Consider the following 21,726-nt stretch of genomic DNA (forward strand, 5'->3'; position numbering starts at 1 on the left):
ACACCCCTCGGACACCCCGTAGGAGGCATCAAGTGGTCGACGCGGATCAGACATTCGTCATCGTCGGAGGCGGACTCGCCGGCGCCAAGGCGGCCGAGACGCTCCGAGCGGAGGGCTTCAGTGGCCGCGTGATACTGATCTGCGACGAGCGCGACCACCCCTACGAGCGCCCCCCGCTCTCCAAGGGCTATCTGCTGGGCAAGGAGGAGCGCGACAGCGTCTTCGTCCACGAACCCGCCTGGTACGCGCAGAACGACATCGAGCTGCACCTCGGTGAGACCGTCGAGGCCATCGACCGCACGGCCAAGACGGTCCGCTTCGGCGAGGACGGCACCCTCGTCCGCTACGACAAGCTGCTGCTGGCCACCGGCGCCGAACCGCGCCGCCTGGACATTCCGGGCACCGACCTCGCGGGCGTCCACCACCTGCGCCGTATCGCGCACGCCGAGCGGCTCAAGGGAGTGCTGAGCGCTCTGGGCCGGGACAACGGCCACCTCGTGATCGCGGGCGCCGGCTGGATCGGTCTGGAGGTCGCGGCGGCGGCCCGGGAGTACGGCGCCGAGGTGACCGTCGTCGAGCCCGCCCCGACCCCGCTGCACGGGGTCCTCGGCCCCGAGCTCGGCAGCCTCTTCGCGGATCTGCACCGCGAGCACGGCGTCCGCTTCCGCTTCGGGGTGAGGCTTACGGAGATCGTCGGCCAGGACGGCATGGTGCTGGCCGCCCGCACGGACGACGGCGAGGAGCACCCCGCCCACGACGTCCTCGCGGCGATCGGCGCCGCCCCGCGCATCGGGCTCGCCGAGGCGGCGGGCCTGGAGATCGCCGCCCGGGAACACGGCGGCGGCGTCGTGGTCGACGAGCGGCTGCGCACCTCCGACCCCGACATCCACGCGGCCGGCGACGTCGTCTCCTTCCCGCACGCCCTCTTCGGCACCCGGCTGCGCGTCGAGCACTGGGCCAACGCCCTCAACGGCGGCCCGGCCGCGGCCCGCGCGATGCTCGAGCGGGACGTCACCTACGACCGTGTGCCCTATTTCTTCTCGGACCAGTACGACCTGGGGATGGAGTACAACGGCTGGGCGCCCCCGGGCTCGTACGACGAAGTGGTGATCCGCGGGGACGCCGGAAAGCGTGAGTTCATCGCGTTCTGGGTCAAGGACGGCCGGGTGCTCGCCGGGATGAACGTCAACGTGTGGGACGTCAAGGACCCCGTCCAGAAGCTGATCCGCGCGAAGACACAGGTGAACACGGAGGCACTGGCGGACCCGCACGTTCCGCTCGAAAGCCTCGTCCCTTAGCTGTCAGTGCACCACCGTAGAATTCACGCGTGGCAGGACGGATCAACGACGAGGACGTGAAGGCGGTACGGGACGCGGTCCCGATCGACGCCGTCGTCTCCGAGTACCTCCAGCTGCGCAACGCGGGCGGTGGCAACCTCAAGGGCCTGTGCCCCTTCCACGACGAGAAGTCCCCGTCCTTCCAGGTCAGCCCCAGCAAGGGACTCTTCCACTGCTTCGGCTGCCAGGAGGGCGGCGACACCATCACGTTCGTGATGAAGGTCGACCACCTCTCCTTCTCGGAGGCCGTCGAGCGCCTCGCGGGCCAGGCCGGCATCACGCTGCGTTACGAGGAGGGCGGGTACAACCCGACCCACCAGCGCGGCGAGCGCATCCGCCTGGTCGAGGCGCACAAGATCGCCGCGCAGTGGTACATGGAGCAGCTGGCCACCAGCCCCGAGGCCGACACCGGCCGCACCTTCCTCGCCGAGCGCGGCTTCGACCAGGCCGCCGCCGAGCACTTCTCCGTCGGCTACAGCCCGCAGGGCTGGGACCACCTCACCCGCCATCTGCGCGGCAAGGGCTTCAGCGACAAGGAGCTGGTCCTGTCCGGCCTGGCCCAGGAGGGCCGCCGCGGCCCCATCGACCGCTTCCGCGGCCGGCTGATGTGGCCGATCCGCGACATCGGCGGCGACGTCGTCGGCTTCGGCGCGAGAAAGCTCTACGAGTCGGACAACGGCCCCAAATACCTCAACACCCCCGACACCGCCATCTACCGCAAGTCCCAGGTCCTCTACGGCATCGACCTCGCCAAGAAGGACATCGCCAAGGCGTCCCGCGCGGTGGTCGTCGAGGGGTACACCGACGTCATGGCCTGCCACCTCGCGGGCGTGACGACGGCGATCGCGACCTGCGGCACGGCCTTCGGCAGCGACCACATCAAGATCCTGCGCCGGCTGCTGATGGACAACGGCAGCGCGCGCGTGATCTTCACCTTCGACGGCGACGCGGCCGGCCAGAAGGCGGCCCTGCGCGCCTTCGAGGACGACCAGAAGTTCGCCGCCGAGACCTACATCGCGATCGCGCCGGACGGCATGGACCCCTGCGAGCTGCGCCTCGCCAAGGGCGACGACGCGGTGGCGGACCTGGTCGAACCCCGCACCCCGCTCTTCGAGTTCGCGCTGCGCCAGATCGTCGTCCGCTACGACCTGGACACCCCAGCCGGCCGCGCCGCGGCCCTGGACGAGGCGGCCCCGATCGTCGCCCGCATCAAGAACACCGGCGCGCAGCACGAGGTCGCCGTCCAGCTCGCCGGCATGCTCGGCATCCTGGACACCCAGTTCGTGGTCAAGCGGGTGGCCCAGCTGGCCCGTTGGGCCCGTGACCGCGGCGGCAGGGGCGGCCCGGCCCCCGCCGGGCGGGGCGCGCAGACGTACGAGGCGGCAGCGCCCCCCAGGGCCTCGGGCCCCGCCCTCAACCTCCGCAACCCCGTCTACGCCACCGAACGCGAACTGCTCAAACTGGCTCTCCAGCAACCGGAGTTGGTCTCCCCGGCGTTCGACGCGTACGGCATCGACGAGTTCACCGCCGCACCGTACGCCGCCGTGCGCCTCGCGATCATGGAGGCGGGCGGCGCCGAGGGCGGTGTGCAGGACGCCCAGGAGTACCTGGTCCGGGTCCGTGAGGCCGCGCCCGACGACGCCGTGCGCGCGATGGTGACCGAGCTGGCGGTGGAGCCGATCATGCGCCGCACCGTCGACGAGGTGTACGCGGGCACGGTGCTGGTCCAGGTCCGGCGCCGCGCCGTCGAGCGCCGCATCCGCGACATCCAGTCGCAGATGGCCCGGCTGTCCGCGGGCGGGGATCCGGCGCAACTTGCCGCGGTGCAGAACGAATTGTGGGTACTCCAGCAGTACGACCAGGCACTGCGGGAGCACGGAGCCGCAGCTCTCTGACCAGGGCCGCAGGACACGGTAACCGCGCGGTCACGACCCGATTGCAAAAAGTCACCGCACGCCCCTCGTGGCGGCGATGTGTCGTACTCCACACTGGGTCCGGTGCCTGAGTCCTCGGAGCGCGGCCGACCCGTCCCACACGGGTCGCACACCCCCGCGGTTCCGCTCATCGCGTACGGGACGGACAGCGGCGTGGCCGCCGACTCCGCTCCCGAAGTAGCGCTGCCGCACACCTCAGCAGCGATCATCCTGGAGGTCGCCCCCGTGCAGACCCAGACCCTCACACAGACCGACACCACCACGGACGGCACGGCGCCGGACGCCGAGGCCGACGTCCTCGTCGCGGTCCCGCCGCAGAGCCGTGTCGCGCACCATCCCGAGGCGGGCCCGGACGGTCCGCCCGAACCGGCCGAACCGCCCGCCGAGGCGCTGGCCGCCGAGTCCGCCGAGCCGGTGGACACCCCCATCGTGGAGCGGGTCCGCGCCGACACCGGGGGCCCCTCCTCCGATCTGTTCCGCCAGTATCTGCGCGAGATCGGCCGCATCCCGCTGCTCACCGCGGCCGAGGAGGTCGAACTCGCCCGACGGGTCGAGGCCGGCCTGTTCGCCGAGGAGAAACTGAGCAACACCCCTGATCTCGACAGCCAGTTGGCGCTCGACCTGGACCGCCTGGTCGTGCTCGGCCGGATGGCCAAGCGCCGCCTCATCGAGGCGAACCTGCGGCTCGTGGTCTCCGTGGCCAAGCGCTACGTCGGCCGCGGGCTGACCATGCTCGACCTGGTCCAGGAGGGCAACCTCGGCCTGATCAGGGCGGTCGAGAAGTTCGACTACGCCCGCGGCTACAAGTTCTCCACGTACGCGACCTGGTGGATCCGCCAGGCGATGTCGCGGGCCCTCGCCGACCAGGCCCGCACCATCCGGGTCCCGGTCCATGTCGTCGAACTGATCAACCGCGTCGTCCGCGTCCAGCGCCGCATGCTGCAGGAGCGGGGCTACGAGCCGACCCCGGAAGAGGTCGCCGCCCATCTCGACCTGCCGCCCGAGCGGGTCAGCGAGGTGCTGCGGCTGGCCCAGGAGCCCGTCTCCCTGCACGCCCCGGTGGGCGAGGAGGACGACGTGGCCCTCGGCGATCTGATCGAGGACGGGGACGCGACGTCACCGGTCGAGTCGGCTGCGTTCCTGCTGCTCAGGGAGCATCTGGAGGCCGTGCTGTCCACGCTCGGCGAACGCGAGCGCAAGGTCGTCCAGCTCCGCTACGGCCTCGTCGACGGCCGCCCGCGCACCCTGGAGGAGATAGGCCGCATCTTCGGCGTGACCCGGGAACGGATACGGCAGATCGAGTCGAAGACGCTGAACAAGTTGCGGGACCACGCCTTCGCGGACCAATTGAGGGGTTACCTGGACTGAAAAGGGGGCCGCCTTCCGGCGGCCCCCTGCCGCTAGTCGACCTCGGCCACCGCCTGCGCGAACTGCGCCTTGTACAGCCGCGCATACGCCCCATCGGCCTCGAGCAGGTCGGTGTGCGCGCCCTGCTCGACGATGGCCCCGTTCTCCATGACAAGGATCGTGTCCGCGTCCCGGATCGTCGAGAGCCGGTGCGCGATCACGAACGACGTACGCCCGTGCGCGAGCTTCGCCATCGCCTTCTGGATCAGCACCTCGGTGCGGGTGTCGACGGAGCTGGTGGCCTCGTCGAGCACCAGGATCACCGGGTCGGACAGGAACGCCCGCGCGATGGTGATGAGCTGCTTCTCACCGGCGCTGACACCCGAGCCCTCGTCGTCGATCACGGTGTCGTAGCCGTCGGGCAGCGTGCGGATGAACCGGTCGGCGTGCGCGGCCCGCGCCGCCTCCTCGATCTCGCCCCGGGTGACCTCGCGCGAGGCTCCGTAGGCGATGTTCTCCGCGATCGTGCCGCCGAACAGCCAGGTGTCCTGCAGCACCATGCCGATCCCGGACCGCAGTTCGTCCCGGGTCATGGTCGCGATGTCGACGCCGTCGAGGGTGATGCGCCCGCCGGAGACGTCGTAGAACCGCATGAGCAGGTTCACCAGGGTGGTCTTGCCGGCGCCCGTCGGGCCGACGATCGCGACCGTGTGCCCCGGTTCGGCCTTCAGGGAGAGGTTCTCGATCAGCGGCTTGTCGGGGTCGTAGCTGAAGGAGATGTTCTGCAGCTCAACCCGGCCGCGCAGCTCCTCGGGCCGCTCGCCCGGCACCGGATCCGCCTCCTGCTCCTCCGCGTCCAGGAGTTCGAAGATCCGCTCGGCCGAGGCCACGCCCGACTGCACCAGGTTCGCCATCGACGCGACCTGCGTCAGCGGCATGGAGAACTGGCGCGAGTACTGGATGAAGGCCTGCACATCGCCGATCGACAGCGCGCCCGAGGCGACCCTGAGACCGCCGACGACCGCCACCAGCACATAGTTGAGGTTCGACACGCACATCATCAGCGGCTGCATGATCCCGCTGTTGAACTGCGCCTTGAACCCGGCCTCGTACAGCGCGTCGTTCTGCTCGGCGAACTGCTGGGCCGACTCCTCCTGCCGCCCGAACACCTTCACCAGCGTGTGGCCGGTGTACATCTCCTCGATGTGGGCGTTCAGCTTGCCGGTGGAGCGCCACTGCTGCACGAAGTGCGGCTGCGAGCGCTTGCCGACACGGGTGGCGACGAGGAACGACAGCGGCACGGTCACCAGCGCGACCAGCGCCAGCAGCCACGACACCCAGAACATCACCGCGAGCACACCGATGATGGTCAGCAGCGAGTTGATCAGCTGGCCCATCGACTGCTGCAGCGTCTGACCGATGTTGTCGATGTCGTTGGTCGCCCGGGACAGCACCTCACCGCGCTGCCGCTTGTCGAAGTACGACAGCGGAAGGCGCGACAGCTTCGCCTGCACCTGCTCGCGCAGCCGGAACATCGTGCGGTTGACCGTCCGGTTGACCAGCCGGGTCGCCACCGCCATCAGCAGACCGGCGACCGCGAACGTGCACAGCGCGAGCAGCAGTACGCGGCCCACCGCGTCGAAGTCGATGCCCTGGCCCGGCGTGAAGTCGGTGCTGCGCAGCATGTCGGCGATGCTGCCCTGGCCCCGCTCCCGCATCGAGTCGAGGACCTGCTCCTTGCTCGCCCCGGCCGGCATCTGCCGCCCGATGATCCCCGCGAAGACCAGGTCGGTGGCCCTGCCGAGGATCTTCGGCCCGATCACGCTGAGGCCGACGCTGACCACCACGCACAGCAGCAGTGCGTAGATCGTCACACGTTCCGGCCTGAACTGGGAGATCAGCCGTTTGCTCGACCCCTTGAAGTCCATCGAGCGGTTGTCGGGGCCGCCCTGGCCCATCATCCGCGCCATCGGCCCGGCCATCAGGCAGCCTCCGCTTCCGTCAGCTGGGAGAGCACGATCTCCCGGTAGGTCTCGTTGTCGTCCATCAGCTCGTGATGGCGGCCGGTGCCGACGACCCGGCCCTCGTCGAGGACCACGATCCGGTCGGCGTCCCGGATGGTCGCCACCCGCTGGGCGACGATGACGACGGTCGCCTCCGCGGTCTCCTCGGCCAGCGCCGCGCGCAGCGCCGCGTCCGTCGCGTAGTCGAGGGCGGAGAAGGAGTCGTCGAAGAGGTAGATCTCCGGGCGCTGGACGAGCGTGCGGGCGATGGCGAGCCGCTGGCGCTGACCGCCCGAGACGTTCGAACCGCCCTGGGCGATGGGCGCGTTCAGCCCGCCCTCCAGCTTGCTGACGAAGTCCTTGGCCTGCGCGACCTCCAGCGCGTGCCACAGCTCGTCGTCGGTGGCGTCGGGATTGCCGTAGCGCAGATTGGTCGCCACCGTGCCGGCGAACAGATACGGCTTCTGCGGTACGAGACCGACCGTCTTCGCCAGCAGCTTCGGGTCGAGGGTGGCGACGTCCGTGCCGTCGACGAGGACCTCGCCGTCGGTCGCGTCGAACAGCCGCGGGACCAGCCCGAGCAGCGTGGACTTGCCGCTGCCGGTCGAACCGATCACGGCGGTCACCTCGCCGGGCCGGGCCACCAGGTCGATCGCCCGGAGCACGGGCTCCTCGGCACCGGGGTAGCGGAACCCGGCGCCGCGGATCTCCAGATGCCCGTGCCGGCGCAGCTCGGTGACCGGCGCCACCGGCGGCACCACGCTGGAGGAGGTCTCCAGGACCTCCTGGATCCGCTCGGCGCAGACCTCCGCGCGCGGCACCATCATGAACATGAAGGTGGCCATCATCACGGACATGACGATCTGCATGAGATAGGCGAGGAAGGCGGTCAGATCGCCGATCTGCATCCCGCCGCTGTCGATGCGGTGCGCGCCGAACCACACCACGGCGATCGACGACAGGTTCACCACGGTCATGACGATCGGGAACATCAGCGCGAGCATGTTGCCGGTGGCCAGCTGCATCTCGGTGAGATCGGTGTTGGCCTTCTTGAACCGGTCCTTCTCGTACTCGTCCCGGACGAACGCCCTGATCACACGGTTGCCCGTGATCTGCTCACGCAGCACCCGGTTCACCGTGTCCAGCCGGGTCTGCATGGCCCGGAACAACGGCCGCAGCCGCCGCACGATCAGCGTCACGCAGATGCCCAGCGTCGGCACCACCGCGACCAGCACCGCGGACAGCGGCACATCCAGGCCGAGGGCCAGCACGATGCCGCCGACACACATGATCGGCGCGGACACCATCAGCGTGAACGACATCAGGGCCAGCATCTGGACCTGCTGCACGTCATTGGTGGTACGGGTGATCAGCGAGGGCGCGCCGAACTGGCCGACCTCGCGCGCCGAGAAGGACTGCACCCGGTCGAAGACGGCGGCCCGCACGTCCCGGCCGAGGGCCGAGGCGGTCCGGGCGCCGTAGTACACGGCACCGATGTTGCAGACGACCTGCACCAGGGAGATGCCGATCATCAGGGCGCCGAAGGAGAGGATGTAGCCGGTGTCACCCTTCACGACACCGTTGTCGATGATGTCGGCGTTCAGTGTGGGCAGGTACAGGGTGGCGCAGGTCTGCAGGAACTGCAGCAGCACCAGCAGGGCGATGGGTTTCTTGTAGGGCCTGAGATAGGTCCGCAGAAGTCGTATGAGCACGCTACGTCTCTCGGAGTCGGCGGTGGGGCGGGCTTGATGCCCGAGGCTCCTATCGTCCGACACTCCACCCGCGTTACCTCAACCGATTAAGCCGACAGCAGTGCCCTTTACCGCCTTACGAGCGGAAAGCGCCCGGGTGTGTCTGATCCCTCACGGAAACGTACTGCTGACGTACCGCCTGTCCCACGGCCAGCTCGTCGCCGGGCGCGAGGACCTGCGCCGCCGCGGCACCCTGCCAGGCCGGCGGATTGCGCGGATCGAGGGTGCCCTGTGAGGCGCCGAGCGCCCAGGCGGCCTGCCGGGCCGCACCGATCGCCGCGTAGTCGGCGGGCTGCGGCACGACGATCTGCGCCCCGAACAGCATGGGCGCCGCCGCCTGCACGGCGGGCAGTTCGGCGGCCGCCCCCAGCAGGAAGACCCGCCGCACCTCCACCCCCCGGCCCCGCAGCACGTCCAGTGCGTCCGCGAGCCCGCACAGCATGCCCTCGAACGCCGCCCGCGCCAGATGCTCCGCCTTCATCGACTCCCGCCGCAGTCCGGCCAGGGTCCCCGCGGTGTGCGGCAGATTCGGCGTCCGCTCACCCTCCAGATAGGGCAGCAGTACGAGACCGTGCGAGCCGGGCGTCGACTTCAGCGCCAGGTCGGACAGGCTCTCCAGATCGGGCAGCCCGAGCAGCTCGGCGGTCCCGCGCAGGGTCCGTACGGCGTTCAACGTGGTCACGACGGGCAGATGCATACCGGTCGCGTCGGCCAGCGAGGTGATCATCCCGGAGCTGTCCACGAGCGCCTCGCGGTGGACGGCCATCACGGACCCGGAGGCGCCGAGCGAGACCACGGCGTCCCCGAGACCGATGCCGAGCCCGAAGGCGGCGGCCATGGTCTCGCCGGTCCCGGCGGAGATCAGCAGCCCCTCCGGCGTCGTACCGGCCGGGTCCGACGGGCCGATCACCTCGGGCAGCATGGCCTGGTGACCGAGGGCCAACTCGACGAGGTCGGTGCGGTAGTTGCCGGTGGCCGCCGACCAGTAGCCGGTCCCGGAGGCGCCGCCCCGGTCGGTGGTCCGGCGCACCGGCCGCCCGAGCAGCTGCCACACCAGCCAGTCGTGGGCCTGCATCAGGATCGCGGTGCGCAGGGCGGCGTCGGGCTCGCTCTTCGCGAGCCAGCGCAGTTTGGTCACGGGCTGCGCGGCCTGTGGCACACAGCCGACCGCCTGCGCCCAGGCCTCGCGCCCGCCGAGCGCGTCGATCAGATCGGCCGCCGCGACCTGTGCCCGCTTGTCGCCGCCGACCATCGCGGGCCGCACGGTGTTGCCCTGGGAGTCGAGCGGCACGACCGCGTTCGCCTGCGCCGACACACCGATGGCCTGCACACCTTCGAGGAGTCCGCCGCCGGCCGCCTCGCCGAGGGACAGCAGCCAGGCCTGCGGGTCGACGTCGGAGGGCCGGCCGCCGCCCTCGCCGCCCTCGACGGGATGCGCGGCGTACCCCTGCCTGAGCACGGCGCCCGAGTCCGCGTCGCAGACGACGATGCGAGTGAAATCGGGCGCACTGTCCAACCCGGCGACTATCCCCATGACCGAAATTCTATGGGCCGTACGCCGTGCGGGCGTGTGGCATTGCGGCGCGCCCTCGGCCGGGACGATCTACGTGCCGCTCCGTGGTGCTCCGTGGTGCTCTACGTGTTGCTCGTACCCCAGTCGTCGTCCGCCGCGCCGTTGGTGCTGCGGTCGCGCAGGGAGCGCACGCGCTGGGTCACGGACTCGGGGACACGGTCGCCCACCTTGTCGCTGACCACGTGGTACGCCTTGCCGGCGAACTGGCGTCCCTGCTGGGCCGCCGACTCCGCGGTGTTGCGGACGGCAGGGTTCTGCGCGACCTGGCGAGCGGACTTCTTCAGCTGCTCGTAGCGCTCGCGCCCGGCACGAGTACCCAGGACGTAACCCAGAGCCAGTCCGACGACGAACGTGAGCTTGTAGCGCATGACGGCCACCCTTTCCTCGTGCAGGTCCATGGCGCAGCGTCGGTGTCGGGGGAACCGATTGGCGGAGCACCCCCCTGCTTGCGCTAATGTATGTGTCGCAGCGAGCGCGCGCCCCCTGGCGAATACCCAGGTAGGTACGTTCGATGCAACGAGGCATTCCTCCGTAGCTCAATTGGCAGAGCAGCCGGCTGTTAACCGGCAGGTTACTGGTTCGAGTCCAGTCGGGGGAGCTCGGTCCTCCGTAGCTCAATTGGCAGAGCAGCCGGCTGTTAACCGGCAGGTTACTGGTTCGAGTCCAGTCGGGGGAGCACGCTGAACGAGGACCCCGGTGGGGTCCTTTTTCATGTCCGGTCCCGAACCCCGGGAACCGCGCAGGTCACAGCGGAGTCCTGAAGGGCAGGCGAAGTCGACCATACGAAGCAGGAGATCGTATGAGCGGCTATGCTGCGGCAGACGGCGCGCACAAATGTGCGCGACACGCCGCTATGGGGCGGTAGCTCAGCCGGTTAGAGCAGCGGACTCATAATCCGTCGGCCGTGGGTTCGAGTCCCACCCGCCCCACTCACCCGTCCTGATACAGGAAGTTTCGACCTGCGGAAACGTCTCATCTGACGTGTGGGTGCGGGACTTTGGGCTCTTCTCGGACAGCGCGGGACTACGGCCCGCCCAAACGTGGGTTCGGGCGGGCCGCGGTCGAGGTCAGCTACCAGGGGTCAGCACAGGCAAGGGTCCGTGTCCCAGCCCAGGCCGAGGATGTCGTCGTCCCTGAGCGCGCCCGCGTAGGCCTGTACCTCGTCCACGTCGCCGTGCAGGTACTCGCCCCAGCCGTCGCCGACCCGGGCCCGGCCGATCTGGAGGCCGCCGTTGCTGGGCCGGCCGTCGGGGAGGGTCGTGGTCGCCTGGGCGTCGGTGTAACCGTCGAGGTAGAGCTTGATCGTGTCGGTGGCGTCGTCGTAGACCACGGCGAGGCGATGGCCCTGGCCCTCGCCGCCGTCCGCGCCCTCGATCCGGGACACCACCTTCTCGGGGGCTCCGGCCTCGTCCTTCACCGGCATCACCAGTTGCCAGGTGTGCGTGGACGGCTCGTAGCGCACCTTGAAGGCGTCGGTGTGCTCACCGGCCTGCGACAGCACGGTCATCGGGTGCGCGGGATCGGAGTCCGCGAGGCGCACGACGACGCCGAGGGTGAAGCTGTCCCCGGTGTCCACGACGGGCCCGTCGGCAGCGGCGTACCCGCTCTCGCCGTCCAGGCGCAGATGTCCCTCGCCGACGAGCGGCGGCGGTACGTAGGTGCAGTCCGGGTCGAGGTCCGGGACACAGGAATCGTCGGAGCCCCGGTAGATCGAGGCGCCCGTGCCGAGTCGCAGCGGCGCGCCGCCCGACTGCTCGGGGCTCACACCGTCCGTCGCGTTCTCCAGCGACCAGTGGCCGAGCAGCTTCGGCTTGCGGTACGCCAGTTCGGCCACCTCGTCCGGCACCACGACCCGGTCGTGCACCTGGACGTCACCGACGTCCCCGTGCCACCGGTCCCGGTAGCCGGCGGCGCCGCGGGCGCGCCCGATCTGGAAGGCTCCGGCCGCCTCGGCGGGGGTCGCCTCGGCCGCGGTCCCGACCTCGTGGCCGTTGACGTACAGCCGGGCCTTCCCGGTCTCGGCGTCGTAGAGCCCCAGCAGATGCGTCCACTCGCCGGTCTCGGGAGCACCGCCGGACACCCGTGCGCCGCCGATCGCGAACGACCAGGCGGGCCCCGAGGACCGTGGTGGGAGTGCGTGGATCACGCAGGCGCATGAAGCTAACAGAGGGCACTGACAGCACAGGAAGGTTTTTGGGCGGGCTTCTCATGCCGGACGGGCGGTCAGCCGGTGGCTGGCCGCCCGTGTCGTTGTCGGGGCTCGTACTAGAAGGCGGTGTTGTCGCAGCCCATCTTCGAGCCGAGCTGGGAGCTCTGGGCGGCCGGGTTGCCCTCGCCGTTGACGCCGTTGCCCAGGACGCCGTCGAGCAGGCCGACCGCGCCGAGGATGTCGATGTTCAGGTCGTGGGACCTGCAGGTGGTGCTCTGCTGGACGCTGAACTGGCCGCCGCCGACGCCGCCGCCCTGGCCCGTGCCGTCGGCGTGCGCGATGCCGGCGGTCATGAGGCCGACGCTGCCGAGGGCAGCGATCAGGACGGCGGCCTTGTGGAGCTTGTGCATGTCGTCTCCGGTGGAGAGAGGGGGATGCGGTACGCGAAGGATCGACTCCTTACAGCTATGGGAGATTAGTGAGAAACGTCCTGAATTATCCTCTGGCGCGCCGGGGTTCAGGATCTGCTCCGTCAATCATCTAGTCGTATTTCGAGCGGGGGTCGGCGCAAGTTCCCGGGCGAGAGCGGGAGTTGAGGTGGCCTCAGCCTGCCTCCGCGCGCAGGCCGTCGCGCAGGCGGCGCAGGTCGTCGGCGTGCCTGCCCAGGCCGTTGAGGCGCAGTCGGGCGGCTTCCGTACGGGGGTTCTGGTGGAGGGTGAAGGCCAGGTTGAGGGATTCGCGGAGCATCCAGAGGTCGTAGGCGAGCAGTCGTGCCGCTCGGGCCCGGACCTGTACGAGGTCGGGCTCGGTGAGTTCGATGTCCTGCAGCCGGGCGCGCAGCCGGTGCAATGTGATGCTCTGCTGTCCGCAGGAGCGGGCGGTCTGCCGGGAGACCGGGCCCGGTTCCCCGCACGCGGCCACCGCCGCGTCCGCCGGGGTCTGCGCCGCCACCGCCTCGTCCAGCACGGCGACCAGTGCGTGCACCTGGGCCGGGCGCGAGGGGCGGGCGGGGGCCGGGTGGTGATGGAGGCGCACGAGGGTCCGTACGGCACGGTGCCACCGGGCGGCGCCCGGGGGTGTGCGTCTGGCCATGGCTCCAGTGTGCGCCCGGGGGACGCGGCGGGGGCAGACGCCGGCAGACGACGGGATACGTCAGCGGGCGCCGGGTGCGCGTGGTGTGTCCGGGGTATCAGGGCCTAGGGGGCATCTCCTCCCCGGGGAGTAGTGGAGTGTGGGGCCGGTCCTGCCGGGGAGGCAGTGCGGGTGCATCCGTGGGCGCGATGTGGCGGGGCACCTCGGGGCGGAGGCTGGTGTGTGTCAGGCAGTAGGCCTTGAAGGTCCGAGGAGGGCGTCATGAACCGCCAGATCCGCGTCCGTGCCAGCCGCCGGCCCGCCACGCCCCGTGACACCACCATCGACCGCAGGACACCGTCGGGACGACTGCTGCCGTACTGATGTCGTGCCGGGGCAGCCCGGACGACGGGTTACGCCGTGCCCGGCCGTGCGCGAGGGCGGCCGGATGTACCGTCTCGAGTTGTCCGGCCCGGCCTTCGTCGATGTCGCGCGAGCCCACGCACTGGCGGCCGCCGCGCGGACACCCCAAGGTGGCAGGAGACGGATCCGCGGACGGTGGAGGTGATCAAGTCATGAGCGTGACCGAGGCGCACAGCATCCCCGGCACCTTTGCGCACCCCGCCCTCTTCTACGGCGACGAGCAGGAGTACCTCGCCGGCACCCTCCCTTTCGTCCGTGACGCTCTCGTGGCCGGCCGGCCCGTCGCCGTGGCCGTTCCGGCGGAGAACCTCCGGCTGATCAGGGACGGACTGGGCGCGGACGCCGACGCCGTACGGTTCATGGACATGCGGGAGGTCGGGCGCAACCCCGGCCGGATCATCCCCGCGGTGCTGCGCGCCTTCGCCGACGTCCAGTCGCCGGGCACACGGGTGAGCATCATCGGCGAACCGATCTGGGCCGGCCGTACCGCCACCGAATACCCCGCCTGCGTCCAGCACGAGGCGCTGATCAACGAGGCCTTCCGGGGCGCGGACGCGGCGATCCTGTGCCCGTACGACATCCGGCGCCTGGGCCCGCAGGTCATCACCGACGCGTACGCCACCCACCCCACCGTCGTCCGGGCGGATTCCGGCCGGCAGGAGGACAGCGCGGCCTACGCCCCCGCCGACGTCGTGGCCCGCTACAACCGGCCGCTGCCGCCCGCGCCGCCGGACGTGCCGTACTTCCGCTTCACCGAGGGGTCCCTCAGCGACACCCGGCACCTCGCCGTCGGTGAGGCGGCGCGGCTCGGCCTCATGTCTCCCCGGCGCGACGACATGGCGCTGGTCACCGCGGAGCTGATCACCAACAGCGTGGTGCACGGCGGCGGTTCGGGCTCGTTCGCGGTGTGGGGCGAGGACGGGTATGTGGTGTGCGAGGTGCGCGACCAGGGCCATCTCGCCGATCCGCTGGCCGGACGCCGTCCCGTGCCTCGGGAGCAGCGCGGCGGTCGCGGGCTCCTGATGGTCAATCTCATCGCGGACCTGGTCCGTGTGCACACCGGCCCGGCCGGCACCACGATCCGCTGCTGGTTCGCCCTCTGAGCTGCGGCTACAGCGGCGCCTCCCACGTCACCGTCGTCCCCGTACCCCCGTCCTCCGCCGTCCCGTCCCCCGCCCTCCCGTCGTCGCGCACCGTCAGCCGTACCCCCTCGCGGCCGTCCGGCAGCCGGGTCCTCGTGTCGACGTCGATCTCGATGCGGGAGACGTCGGGGCGTCGGGAGGCGGCGGCGAGCGCGCGGCGCAGCTCGGTGAGCAGGCGGTCCGCGACCCGGTCGGTGACGCGGCTGTCGACGGCGCCGCTGAACCGCGTGGACGGCCTGAAGCCGAGCACCGCGGCCGCGCCGGCCGCCTCCCGGAGCACCCTGCCGCGTACGCCGGTCGGCGGCGCGGCGGGCGGCTGCTGCAGGGCGAAGATCGCGGTGCGGACCTCCTGGACGGTCGACCGCAGCTCGTCGACGGCCTGGGTGAGGATGTCCTGGACCTCGTCCTCGCCGCTGCCTCTGCGCTGGGTGGACTCCAGCATCATGCCGGTGGCGAACAGCCGTTGGACGACAAGGTCGTGCAAGTCACGGGCGATCCGGTCGCGGTCCTCGTAGACGGCGAGGCGCGCCCGGCCGGCCTGCGCGTCGGCGAGGACCAGGGCGAGCGCGGCCTGGGAGGCGAACTGGCCGGCCAGCAGCCGTTCCACGGCGGTGTACGGCCGGTCGCCGCGGCGGCGCGGCAGGGCGAGGGTGCCGATGAGGCGGCCGTCCGCCTCCAGCGGCAGCATCATGCTCGGCCCGAACCGGTGCCGCACATGCGTGGTCATCCGCGGATCGGTCGCCGAGTCGTCGATGAACACCGGTTCCCCGCCGAGGAGTTGGACGAGGACGGGGCTGCCCGGCCGGATGGTGGTGCCCACGATGTCGCCGGGGTCCTCATACGTCGACGCGGTCACGATCTCCATGCCGCCGGCCTCGGTGCGCTGCAGGATCACACCGGCCGCGGCGTCGGCGAGGATCCTGGCGCGTTCGGCGACCGTCATCAGCGCGTCGGCGGCGCTCTCGCCGGTGAGCAGGGCGGTGGTGACGGCCGCGGCGCCCTCGATCCAGCGCTCGCGCTGCCGGGCGGCCTCGTACAGCCGGGCGTTGCCGATCGCTAGGCCGGCCTGCGCGGCGAGGACGTGCAGCAGCTGCTCGTCCTCGGCGGTGAAGGGCGCGTCGTGCGGCTTCCCGGCGAGATGGAGGTCGCCGAACAGCTCGTCCTGGACGTGGATGGGCACGCGCAGGGTGCCGGGGGAGTGCGGTCCGGCTCCCGGCGGCGCGCACGGTGGGGCGGGGGTCCGTCCGGGCGAGGTCCCGGGGAGGATCTCGGTGAGTCCGTCCCGGGCCGGGTCGACGGTGCACAGGGCCGCCTGGCGGGCGCCGGTCAGTTCGGCGGCACGGTCCACGATGTGCTGGAGGGTGGTGTGCAGATCGAGGTCGGTGCCGACGGCGAGCACCGCCTCGAACAGGGGCGGGAGCCGGGCACCGGTCATTCCGGGACCGCCACGGGGCGCCGTGGAGCGGGTCTCACGTGGGGAGCGGGTCTCACTTGGAGATCGGTTCGAGCGCCAGTGGCTCGATCTTGCCCTCCAGCATGTGACCCAGGCCCTGTACGGCGCACACGTCGGGCCGTTCGGCGATGTGCACGGGCAGCTTGGTGGCCTGCCGCAGCATCTGGTCCAGGCCCGGCAGCAGCGCGCTTCCGCCCACCATGGTGATCCCGCTGTCGACGAGGTCGGCGACCAGGTCGGGCGGGCAGCCCCGCAGCACCCGTCCGATGCCGTCGAGCACGGCGGTCAGCGGGGTCTCGATCGCGTCGCGCACCGCGGCGGTGTCGACCCGCACGCTGCGGGCGAGCCCGGTGGCGACGTCGCGGCCGTGGATCTCGGTGGACTCCGGGCCCTGGCGGGTGAGGCCGTTGCCGGACAGGGCGATCTGCAGCGGTCGTACGGACTGGCTGGGGAGCATCAACTCGTGCTCGTGGCGCAGGTGTTGGACGATCGCGTGGTCGACGGCCTCACCGCCGACGGGAATGCGCTCGGCGGTGACGATCGAGCCGAGGGAGAGCACGGCGACCTGGGTGGCCGCGGCACCGCACACCATGATCATGGTGGCCTCGGGCTGCTCCACGGGCAGTCCGCAGCCCACGGCGGCCGCGATGAGCGTGTCCACCAGCTCCACCCGGCGCGCGCCGAGCCCGACCAGGGTCTCGACGGCCGCACGCCGTGCCAGCGGGTCGGCGTCGTGCGGGACGCAGGCCGCGGCACGCAGGAACGGCTTGCGGCGCAGCGTGCGGCGCATCCTGTCGCCCAGCAGCTGGCGGAGCATGCGCTGCGCCATCTCGATGTCGACGACGGTGCCGCCGGACACCGGGCGGACGACACGGATGTAGTCGGGGGTGCGGCCCCTCATCTTCTCCGCGAACTCGCCGACGGCGATGAGGGCGCCGGTACGGGTGTTGACGGCGGCGGCGGAGGGCTGGTCGACGACGAGGCCGGCGCCCTTGACGTAGACACGGGTCCGGGCCGCCCCCAGGTCGACGGCGAAATGGCAGCGGCGCAGCTGCTCCAGACTGGCGGTCATACAGGGTCCTCCCGAGAGCGCAGACCGTGGAGGGGCCGCCGGGTGGCGTGCCTTATAGGCATCGTGGGGGTGCGGGGGTGGGGTGCGCCTTTTTTGGGGGGCCGGGTGGGGGTGCCGCTGAATGGGGGGTTTTGTCCCTTATATCTGAAGTAATGGCGGAATAAAGTCGGGTCAGGGCTTATAAGGCGCGGGCGACGTCCAGCAGGGGTGCCAGTGAGGACACCGTCGTCTCGCAGCCCGCCTCGCGCAGGCTCTGGTCGACGGTCGGATTGCGGGCCAGCCCGATGAAGCCGAGGCCGATCTGCTGGGCGGCGGTGAGCTCGGCGACCGTGGAACCGATGAGTACGCCCGTGGCCGCGGGTGCGTCGGGGGAGCCCAGGGCGCGCAGCAGACAGTCGGGGTCGGGCGTCAGCCGGGCGAGGTCGCGCGCGCGGCCGTGGAGGCCCTCCAACGGCAGCCGGTAGTGGTCCAGATAGTGGTGTGCGGCCTGCTCGCAGACGTCCGTGACCACCGCCACCCGGCGGCCGGAGTGGTGCAGGGTGCGGATGAGGACGTTGGCGTTGTGGGTCAGGGGGGCGTTCGGCACGGCCTGCAGTTCGAGCTGGTCGAGACGGTCGCGCAGCATCGGTCCGAGCCGGTCGTGGGCGAAGGCGCGCAGGACGTCCAGGGGGTGCGGGAAGAGGTCCTGCTCCGCGGCCCGCGGCAGCGGGCGGCCCGCCAACGCCTCGTCGGGGTCCCGGTGTTCGGCGACCACGGAGAGCAGGGCGAGCACGGCCTCGCGGGCGGTGTGCGCCGAGAACAGCCGGGTGACGGGCCCGTCGAAGCCGAGCAGTACGGTCTCGGCGTCGGCGAGCAGGTCGGACGGCGACCGGGGTGCGGGGCTGTGCGGTTCGGGGAGCCGGGCGCTCTCCGCGGCGAGCTGCACCGTGTACGCGACCGCCAGTCCCGGTACGGGCCACCTGCGCAGGCCGGCGTTGACCGCGCGCTGGGCCGCGCCGGCCCGGCGCAGGGGATGGCGGCGGGTGATGCGGGCCGCCGCGTCCAGCAGATGGTCGAGGAGCCGCCCGGAGACGTGCGCGGTCTCGCCCCGTACGAAGGAGACCGGGTCGACGACGTGCCAGGACAGCTCGACCGTGGCGGCGAAGGCCCCCCGGCCGGAGCTCGGCAGGGACACCTGGTGCACGGCCTGGTGGGCGGTGAGGTCGACCTCGTAGTACGTGGTGCGGCGCGGCGGGCGGGTGCCGAGCGGCTGGGCCGGGTTGAGCAGGGTCAGCGGGCCGTCGGGCTGGGTGTGCACGATCGCCGTACGGCCCGGGGCGGGGATGCCCAGCCGGCGCAGGTCGTGGGTGATGAACGGCCCCGTGACCAGGTCCCGTTCCTCGGGTTCGGGACCGCTCGTGTGCAGCGGGTGGTACCAGGCGACGGGCGGTGCGTCGGCGGCGTCGCCCAGCACCGGCCGGAAGCGCGGCCGGTCGAGTGCGGCGGAGCTGGCCGCGAACTCTTCATACCAGGAAGGGGAGATGACGACCAGGACGTCGGCGGTCGTACGGTCCTGAAGCGTGCGGACCTCGGCCGGGAGGTCGGGAACGCCGGTCCCGGAGGCGGGCGTGTGCCAGAACGTCACCCGCAGGCGCGGTGGGTCCGGCAGCTGTGCGAGCCGGTCGGCGAGCCCGCGCAGGGTCGCCACCAGCACCGGCAGGGCGTAGCTGCCGGGTGGTGCGAGCACGAGGTAGCCGTCGTCCCGCACCTGCACTTCGCGGTGGGCGAGCGCGGCCCGGTCGAGGATGCGGTCCACCGCGTATTCGAGGGTGATCCGGGCCTCGGGGTGGCCGGTGAGGTCGTCGGCCTCGAAGAGGATCACGGGGCTCGGCGGTCCGGACGGGACGGTCTGTTCCGCGAGCCCGTCCACGGGCGTTCCCGCCAGCCTCCGTACGACCTCCGGACCGACCGTGGCGAACGCCTCGCCGTCCGCTCCCGGTTCGGTGCCGGCCGGTGCGGGCGTCGAGGCGCGGAACTCGCCGGGGGCGCGGCCCGCGCGGTGGTCGATCAAACCGCCCACGCGCTCCAGGAGTTCGGTGGTGCGGCTGCGGGCCGTGCGGGGCAGGCTGCGCAGCAGCAGGTCGCGCACGCCGTCGCGGAAGGCGTAGGAGCCGGCCGGTCCGGGGACGGTGGTGAGCATGCCGCTGAGGATCACCTCGGCCAGATGCTGCGGGCGCGGCTCCGGTTCGAGCGCGGCGTGCACCAGCCGCATCACCGGCAGATCGGGGCGTCCGACGGCGAGATGCCCGGCCAGCCGGAACGCCTCGGGGGACGCGGTCGCCCTGAACCGCAGCACCAGTTCCTCGCTGGAGAGCAGTCCGGCGTCCGTACGGTCCTCCAAGGCGTCCGGCGGACGGTCCAACAGGCCGACGGCGGCCGGGAGTTCCGCGCCTCCCGGGGCCGCGACCAGCGCCGCCCAGTTCGCCAGCCAGCGGGGGTCGGGCTCCATGACGGGCAGGGGGACAGCCGCGATCTCCTGTGGTTCGTACGGCGTGAAGCGCAGGGTCGTCGTCGGCGCCGCGGGATGCGGTGCCGTCAGACGGCCCGGTGTCGTCGGCAAGGCGGTGTCCCGCCACAGATGCTCCGGGAGCGGCTGTACGACGGCCAGTGGCATGCGTCGGGCCCAGCGGCGCAGCGTGCGGTACCAGAGCGTGCCGGCCGCGCCCCGGCGCCACTGCGGGCCCATGCAGTCACTGATCACCAGGGTGACGGTGCGGCCGTCGACGGGGGCGGGCGCGTCGTCGCCGCACACGGTGCCGTCCGGCCGGGCCCGGTAGGGCGTGACGGTGCGGAAGACGCCCGACTGGGCGAGGGCCGTGTGCAGTTCACGGATCAGCGGGCGCCAGACGGGCATCGTGGGCCCGGTGTCGTGGACCAGGTTCAGGCACAGCCACCGCTCCCGCGAGGGGCGCATGATCGGGAGCCACCACTCGGGGCCGGCCCCGAGGCGGGCGATGCGGTCGGCGGTGGCGTGCTCGTCCAGCTCCAGGCCCGTGGGCGCGGCGATACGGCGCTTGAGGGGACGTAACGCACGTTGCAGGCCCAGGGGGTGGCGCAGCATCGGCGGCGACGGGGCGAGCAGGGTGGTGTGGGGGCGGCCCGTCCCGCCTCCCTTCCCGGAACCGGGCAGGTGAAGGGGGACGCGCGCGGGCTCCTGCGGCGGCGCGGGCGCAGGGGGCTGGGGCTGCTGCTGCGGCGTCGGGGGAGAGGCGGGCGGCGTCGGCTGCGGTGGGGGAGACGGCCGGTCCTCGGCGGGCCGCGCTTGCCGGGCCGGGCCGGGTGGTCGAGGGGCGTCGGGCTCGTGTGGCTCCATGTGCCGGGCCAGCCACAGGAGTTCGGCGAGCTCCCGGGGGCTCGGGCGGGGGCCCGAGGAGGCCTCGGCCAGGATGTCGGCGAGCCGGGCCAGCTGGTCGCCGCGCATCAGAAGGCGTCCGTGTGCCCGGACTCGCTCAGGTACGGCATCAGCTGTTCGGCCAGCTCGTCCAGGGACTCGGCGCCGAGGTCGGAGGAGCGGGCCAGATAGATCGCGTTGAGCAGCTGGTCGGTGGCCAGGTCGCCGCCGCCGACCCGGGACAGGAAGCGGCTGATCAGGGACTGCGCGTAGGCGTCGGGCTCCTCGTCGAAGTGGGCGCGGACGATCGCGGCGAGCTGGTCGTCGTCGGGCTGGCGCAGCCGTAAGGTGACGCAGCGGCGCAGAAAGGCGGGCGGGAACTCACGCTCGCCGTTGCTGGTCAGCACGACGAAGGGGAACGCGCGGCAGCGGACCCGGCCGCGCTCCACCGGCACCCGCTCGTCGGTGCCGTCGATCATGACCTCGGCGGTGGGGGTGCGGCGGGCGCTGCGGACCAGTTCGGGGATCTCGTACTGGCCCTCCTCCAGGACGTTCAGCAGGTCGTTCGGCAGATCGAGGTCGCTCTTGTCGATCTCGTCGATGAGCAGGGCGCGGGGATGGGCGTGCGGGAGGAGGGCGGTGCCGAGGGGGCCCAGGCGCAGATGGTCCTCGATGCCGGCCTCGGCGGCGGCCGGGGCGTGCCGGGCCGCGTACAGCCGGGAGAGCGGGTCGTACTGGTAGAGACCGTCGTGCAGGGTGCTGCGGCTGGTGATGTTCCAGCGCAGGACGGGTCCCAGGCGCAGCTCACGGGCGACCGCGTACACCAGCGAGGACTTGCCGGTGCCGGGCGGGCCGGTCACCAGCAGCGGGCGCCGCAAGTAGAGGGCGGCGTTGACCAGTTGGACCGTCTCCTGGGTGGCGCGGTAGGTCGCGGCGCGATGGGCGCGGTCGGGGGAGACGGCGGACGCGTCGGCGGCCTCCTCGGGTGTCCGGATCACGGGGGCGCCGTCGAACGCGCGCCAGGGCGGGGGCGGCGGCAGCCGGGTGATGCCGTCGTGCGGCTCGTTGCTGCCGGTGTAGACGGGCCACAGGGGCATGGAT

At 71.7% G+C, this 21,726-nt stretch carries 15 protein-coding genes and 3 tRNA genes; 7 read left to right on the forward strand and 11 right to left on the reverse strand.

Annotation, left to right across the window (positions count from 1 at the left end; translation table 11 throughout):
* The first annotated feature begins 32 nt into the window (after positions 1–32).
* From MQN93_RS09055 to MQN93_RS09065, 3 genes are all read left to right on the forward strand, one after another.
* Complete coding sequence (locus MQN93_RS09055) at positions 33–1,298, forward strand: NAD(P)/FAD-dependent oxidoreductase (RefSeq protein WP_016435407.1); 1,266 nt, start codon at positions 33–35, stop codon at positions 1,296–1,298.
* A gap of 29 nt (positions 1,299–1,327) precedes the next feature.
* Positions 1,328–3,232: a DNA primase gene (gene dnaG / locus MQN93_RS09060; protein ID WP_016435408.1), complete on the forward strand. Its 1,905-nt coding sequence runs from the start codon at positions 1,328–1,330 to the stop codon at positions 3,230–3,232.
* A 102-nt stretch (positions 3,233–3,334) separates the two neighbouring features.
* Entirely contained in the window at positions 3,335–4,639 is a 1,305-nt protein-coding gene (locus tag MQN93_RS09065; RefSeq protein ID WP_037782467.1) for an RNA polymerase sigma factor, read from the forward strand.
* Positions 4,640–4,671: 32 nt separating this feature from the next.
* On the opposite strand, the gene MQN93_RS09070 is transcribed toward MQN93_RS09065, so the two are convergent.
* From MQN93_RS09070 to MQN93_RS09085, 4 genes are all read right to left on the reverse strand, one after another.
* The gene (locus MQN93_RS09070; RefSeq protein WP_016435410.1) at positions 4,672–6,600 is read right to left on the reverse strand and encodes an ABC transporter ATP-binding protein; all 1,929 of its coding nucleotides are present in this window, start codon (positions 6,598–6,600) and stop codon (positions 4,672–4,674) included.
* Complete coding sequence (locus MQN93_RS09075; protein ID WP_016435411.1) at positions 6,600–8,333, reverse strand: ABC transporter ATP-binding protein; 1,734 nt, start codon at positions 8,331–8,333, stop codon at positions 6,600–6,602. Before MQN93_RS09075 ends, MQN93_RS09070 begins: the two co-directional genes overlap by 1 nt.
* A gap of 115 nt (positions 8,334–8,448) precedes the next feature.
* Positions 8,449–9,906, reverse strand: coding sequence for an FGGY family carbohydrate kinase (locus MQN93_RS09080; protein ID WP_016435412.1), 1,458 nt, complete (start codon positions 9,904–9,906; stop codon positions 8,449–8,451).
* Between the two features lie 101 nt (positions 9,907–10,007).
* Entirely contained in the window at positions 10,008–10,313 is a 306-nt protein-coding gene (locus tag MQN93_RS09085; protein ID WP_037782862.1) for a hypothetical protein, read from the reverse strand.
* A 157-nt stretch (positions 10,314–10,470) separates the two neighbouring features.
* Here MQN93_RS09085 and MQN93_RS09090 point away from each other — a divergent pair.
* The 3 genes from MQN93_RS09090 (at position 10,471) to MQN93_RS09100 (ending at position 10,874) form a co-directional block, all read left to right on the forward strand.
* A tRNA-Asn gene (locus tag MQN93_RS09090) sits at positions 10,471–10,543 on the forward strand.
* A gap of 5 nt (positions 10,544–10,548) precedes the next feature.
* Positions 10,549–10,621 (forward strand) — tRNA-Asn (locus tag MQN93_RS09095).
* Positions 10,622–10,800: 179 nt separating this feature from the next.
* A tRNA-Ile gene (locus MQN93_RS09100) sits at positions 10,801–10,874 on the forward strand.
* A 152-nt stretch (positions 10,875–11,026) separates the two neighbouring features.
* Here the strand turns inward: MQN93_RS09100 and MQN93_RS09105 are convergent.
* From MQN93_RS09105 to MQN93_RS09115, 3 genes are all read right to left on the reverse strand, one after another.
* The gene (locus tag MQN93_RS09105) at positions 11,027–12,091 is read right to left on the reverse strand and encodes a LamG-like jellyroll fold domain-containing protein (protein WP_308404275.1); all 1,065 of its coding nucleotides are present in this window, start codon (positions 12,089–12,091) and stop codon (positions 11,027–11,029) included.
* A 119-nt stretch (positions 12,092–12,210) separates the two neighbouring features.
* Positions 12,211–12,504, reverse strand: a complete 294-nt coding sequence (locus MQN93_RS09110; RefSeq protein WP_016435415.1) for a hypothetical protein — start codon at positions 12,502–12,504, stop codon at positions 12,211–12,213.
* A 193-nt stretch (positions 12,505–12,697) separates the two neighbouring features.
* Positions 12,698–13,186 (reverse strand): hypothetical protein, encoded by a 489-nt coding sequence (locus tag MQN93_RS09115; RefSeq protein WP_234024427.1) that lies wholly within the window; start codon positions 13,184–13,186, stop codon positions 12,698–12,700.
* 554 nt (positions 13,187–13,740) lie between these two features.
* Between MQN93_RS09115 and MQN93_RS09120 the strand changes: the two genes are divergently transcribed.
* On the forward strand, positions 13,741–14,691 hold the full coding sequence (locus MQN93_RS09120; protein ID WP_242709049.1) for an anti-sigma factor RsbA family regulatory protein: 951 nt from the start codon (positions 13,741–13,743) through the stop codon (positions 14,689–14,691).
* Positions 14,692–14,698: 7 nt separating this feature from the next.
* On the opposite strand, the gene MQN93_RS09125 is transcribed toward MQN93_RS09120, so the two are convergent.
* The 4 genes from MQN93_RS09125 to MQN93_RS09140 form a co-directional block, all read right to left on the reverse strand.
* Positions 14,699–16,165: a GAF domain-containing protein gene (locus MQN93_RS09125; RefSeq protein WP_242709050.1), complete on the reverse strand. Its 1,467-nt coding sequence runs from the start codon at positions 16,163–16,165 to the stop codon at positions 14,699–14,701.
* Positions 16,166–16,217: 52 nt separating this feature from the next.
* A complete protein-coding gene (locus MQN93_RS09130) occupies positions 16,218–17,255 on the reverse strand; it encodes a rod shape-determining protein (protein ID WP_016435420.1) in 1,038 nt (345 codons plus the stop codon).
* A 178-nt stretch (positions 17,256–17,433) separates the two neighbouring features.
* A complete protein-coding gene (locus tag MQN93_RS09135) occupies positions 17,434–20,715 on the reverse strand; it encodes an SAV_2336 N-terminal domain-related protein (RefSeq protein WP_242709051.1) in 3,282 nt (1,093 codons plus the stop codon).
* Positions 20,715–21,722, reverse strand: coding sequence for an AAA family ATPase (locus MQN93_RS09140; RefSeq protein WP_242709052.1), 1,008 nt, complete (start codon positions 21,720–21,722; stop codon positions 20,715–20,717). Before MQN93_RS09140 ends, MQN93_RS09135 begins: the two co-directional genes overlap by 1 nt.
* Positions 21,723–21,726: the final 4 nt, after the last annotated feature.

It is taken from the genome of Streptomyces spinosisporus, from assembly GCF_022698145.1.
Classification (GTDB): domain Bacteria; phylum Actinomycetota; class Actinomycetes; order Streptomycetales; family Streptomycetaceae; genus Streptomyces; species Streptomyces spinosisporus.